Genomic DNA, 4179 nt, shown 5'->3' with positions numbered 1-4179 from the left:
AGAAAACGGCGATAAATTAACTCGATGGGAATTTGAACGACGTTATCAAGGGATGCCCCATCTCAAAAAAGCGGAATTAATTGAAGGAATTGTTTATATGGCATCTCCCTTGAGAATTACCCAACATGGTGAACCCCACGCACATATTATGTTATGGTTGGGTTTTTATAAAGCTTTTACCCCCTATCTGCAATTAGGGGATAATTGCACCGTGAGATTAGATATTGATAACGAACCCCAACCGGATGCCCTATTAAGAATTGACAAGGGAGGACAATCGACAATTAGTCAAGATGATTATGTAGAAGGAGCGCCGGAATTAATTGTCGAAATTGCCGCGTCTAGTGCTTCCTACGATGTTCATCAAAAATTAAATGTTTACCGTCGCAATCAAGTCCAAGAATATCTAGTCTGGCGGTTTTATGAACAAAAAATTGATTGGTTTCGGCTACAGGCAGGAGAATATATTAAACTAGAACCCGATAGTGAGGGCATAATGCGCTCCCAAATCTTCCCCGGTTTATGGCTAGATAAAAACGCTTTATTAATGGGCGACTTAGGAAAAGTTTTATTGATTTTGCAGCGGGGGTTAGAAACAGCAGAACATCGAGATTTTGTCAAGAAATTAACTGCCAATTACAGCTAGATTGTAAAATTAGACAATTATTCTTGATCCACTGTCCTATAATTACAGAAAGAGTATTTTTGACTTGAATTTGTTCTTAACTGTACCCCAATAATCTCGCCCCTGATAATCTTCTCATCACCTTACTTTATGTCAAATCTAATCCTTTTCTGGCATCGTCGCGATTTACGTCTCTCGGATAATATTGGACTGAGTAAAGCTAGGGAGCGCAGTCCGAAAATTATCGGGGTTTTCTGCCTCGATCCTGCTATTTTAGAGAGGGATGATATCGCCCCTGCTAGAGTTGCCTATCTCCTCGGTTGTCTGGAGGAATTAGAAAAAAATTATCGCCAAAAAGGTAGTCAATTACTGATTATTCGCGGCAACCCCAGTCAAACACTCGTCAACTTAGCCGGCAATTTATCGGCAAAAGCAGTTTTTTTTAACCTCGATATCGAACCCTACGCGCGTCAACGGGATCAACAGGTAATCGCCGCTTTACAAAAAAAAGGAATTAAAGTAGAAACCTTCTGGGATCAACTTCTCCATGCCCCCGGACAAGTCCTCACCCTCTCAAAAAGTCCCTACACCGTATATACTCCTTTTTGGAAAAATTGGAGCCAATTAGCCAAAGCCAGCCCCACAACCCTAGAAAACCTGCAAGGATTAGAGGAAAATGAGGGGGAGAAACTCGCAGAAACTATTAACTTACCAACCCTAGAAAATTTAGGTTTTACTTGGCAAAACCCCTTACCCCTCGCTCCCGGAGAAAAGGCCGCCCATAGCAGATTAGAAGAATTTTGTCAAGGGGTTATTAACAATTATCAAGAAGATCGTAACTTCCCCGCTTTCGATGGCACCTCGCGCTTGAGTGCCGCTTTAAAATTTGGGGCGATTGGCATCCGCACAATTTGGACCGCAACCCTAGAATTATTAGAAAATTGCCGCGCCGAGGAAGCAAAAGATAGTATTATCACTTGGCAGCAAGAGTTAGCTTGGCGGGAATTTTACCAGCATTGTCTCTATTTTTTCCCAGAATTGGCGGTCGGTGCTTATAGAAAAGAATTTCGTCATTTTCCTTGGCAGGATAACGAAGAACATTTTCAAGCTTGGTGCCAGGGAAAAACCGGCTATCCGATCGTTGACGCGGCCATGCGACAATTAAATGAAACGGGATGGATGCACAATCGTTGTCGCATGATCGTGGCGAGTTTCTTAACCAAAGATTTAATTATTAACTGGCAAAAAGGCGAAAAATACTTCATGCAGAAACTTTTTGATGGCGATTTAGCCGCTAATAATGGTGGTTGGCAGTGGAGTGCCTCTAGTGGCATGGATCCGAAACCTTTAAGAATTTTTAATCCCGCTAGTCAGACACAAAAATTCGATCCGGAAGGGGAATATATTCGTCAGTGGTTGCCGGAATTAGCTTCCGTAGATACGGAATATTTAGTAACCGGAAAAATCCCCCGTTTAGAAAGACATCGTTGTGGTTATCCTGAGCCAATTGTCGATCATAATCAACAACAAAAAGAATTCAAACGACTCTATAGTAATCAGAAGCCAAAACAATAACTAAAGCGACGGTAAAACTAGCTACTTTTGACCGGCTTTAATCTGGTTCCAAACATCCTCTAAACTTAGATATAACACAGGCACAACAATTAAACTCAACAGGGAAGAAGTGACTAAACCTCCCACAATTACCATCGCCATGGGTTGCCGCAATTCCGCACCAGTACCCAATCCCAAAGCGAGCGGAATCATGCCTAAAATTGTCGAACAAGTGGTCATTAAAATCGGTCTTAACCTAATCATTCCCGTTTCTAAAACCGCTTGCTCCCGACTCCAACCCTGTTGACGCAATTGGTTAGTATAATCCAGCAATAACACAGCGTTTTTATCCAGTAATCCCAAGAGGAAGATAAACCCGATCAAAGAAATTATACTAAACTCACTACCCGTTACCAATAACCCCAACATTGCCCCCACAATCGCTAAAGGTAAACATAAAGCGATGACGATAGTTTCTAACAGTCTTCTGAATAATAACCATAAAACTCCTAACATTAAAATTGTCGCTAGGATTAAAGTGCGACCAAAACTGCCCAAAACATCGCTACTTTGAGAAGAAGTACCCCAACGCTGTAAAGTTATCCCTTCCGGTAAAGGAATCCCTTCAATTTTAATCGCCGCATCTTCTAATCCTAAATCCGGACTGAGATTAGCACTGAGAAAAATCGCCTGTTGACTATTTAAACGCTCGATCGCCAAAAAATCCCCCCGCTCATTTAATCTAGATGATAGGGAAATATCCTTTAAACCGGCGATTTTAGCGGCCTCAACCCGCAATTTCTCGGCACTATCGCGCAATAGCTTGAAATCATCGCTTTTAATCGCAATTTGGATCGGCTTTTCCGCTTCCGTCTGCACAAAAGGAATGTCCTCGACACTGACATTCACCCCTCTAATTGTCGGTAAAATTTGCCGAATTCGCTGCTGCACGGCACTGGTGTGAGATTTACGATCGCCCTTCAGTTTAACGTGAATTTTGCCCCGATTCGGCTCACCGCGTAAACCGGCGATCATAAAAGTCGATTCCACTTCCCCATCCTGCAAAATCGGCGCTTCTAATTTGCTGCCATCGCGGATAGTGCGACGCAAAAGAAAACTTTCGGGAGAACTCGCTAACTGGGAAATCCAAGCGAAACTATCGCTAGAACTCTTAGCCGTCGGTTTATTAGGACTAATTTGTGTTATTTTCGGCAAAGGAGAAGTATAAACCAGATTAAACTCGCCGCGATCGAGTCGGGGAATAAATCCCCTAGAAATAAAAGGAATCAGGGCAATACCCGCCAAAAAGGTAATTAGGGCAATAGCAATGACCAGCAAACGATGACGTAATGACCAGTTTAAGAGCCTTCGATAGGTGTTCTCAATCGGTCGCTTTTGTTTCGTCATTTTTGCCTGTGACTGCGGTTTCAGCCAATATAATGCCAAAACTGGCGATAAGGTTCTGGCGATCAACAGAGAAAAAATCACCGCAGCCGAGACAGTTAAACCGAAGGGTTGGAAAAACTGTCCCACCGCACCCCCCATAAAAGCCACGGGTATAAACACGGCAACAATGGTTAAAGTGGAGGCGGTGACAGCTAATCCGATCTCCCTTGTCCCCTTGAGTGCCGCATTTTTCGGGGTTTCCCCCGCATCGATTAAACGGGAAATATTCTCCACATCAACGATCGCATCATCCACGACAATGCCGATCACCAAAGCGAGAGCCAGCAGCGTCAGGGTTTCCAGATTAAACCCATAGATGGCCATGATAATGAAAGTCCCCAAAAGAGATAGGGGGATAACCAGAGCAGAAATGACCGTAGCGGCGAAACTGCCTAAAAATATCAAGATCACCAGCACTGACAGCAAAACTGCCAAAAGTAAATCATCGATCGTGCCTTGTAGGGCAGCGCGAATATATTCCGCTTGGGTTTCAGCTAAAATTATCTTGACATCGGGCAGTTTTTGTGCTATGTCTTTAACCAGTTTTTCTGCTT

The 4179-nt window shown here is 43.2% G+C and carries 3 protein-coding genes; 2 read left to right on the top strand and 1 reads right to left on the bottom strand.

Annotated elements, in window-relative coordinates; all coding sequences use genetic code 11:
- Together PX484_RS11165 and PX484_RS11160 are read left to right on the top strand one after the other, a co-directional pair.
- Nucleotides 1-646, top strand: a 646-nt coding sequence (locus PX484_RS11165) for a Uma2 family endonuclease (RefSeq protein WP_288103846.1), incomplete at its 5' end; no start/stop codon positions are given.
- 129 nt (nt 647-775) lie between these two features.
- On the top strand, nt 776-2200 hold the full coding sequence (locus tag PX484_RS11160) for an FAD-binding domain-containing protein (RefSeq protein WP_288103844.1): 1425 nt from the start codon (nt 776-778) through the stop codon (nt 2198-2200).
- 21 nt (nt 2201-2221) lie between these two features.
- Here the strand turns inward: PX484_RS11160 and PX484_RS11155 are convergent.
- On the bottom strand, nt 2222-4179 hold a 1958-nt coding region (locus tag PX484_RS11155; protein WP_288103843.1), incomplete at its 5' end, for an efflux RND transporter permease subunit.

Source organism: Microcystis sp. M49636_WE2 (assembly GCF_030065375.1).
GTDB classification, from domain to species: domain Bacteria; phylum Cyanobacteriota; class Cyanobacteriia; order Cyanobacteriales; family Microcystaceae; genus Microcystis; species Microcystis aeruginosa_C.
The sequence above is the reverse complement of the archived record's forward strand: the minus strand, read 5'-3'. Positions and strand labels throughout refer to the sequence as shown.

Bases quoted from the DNA above. Each gene is read 5' to 3' on its own strand.
- PX484_RS11160 (WP_288103844.1), top strand. From the start codon at position 776: ATGTCAAATCTAATCCTTTTCTGGCATCGTCGCGATTTACGTCTCTCG.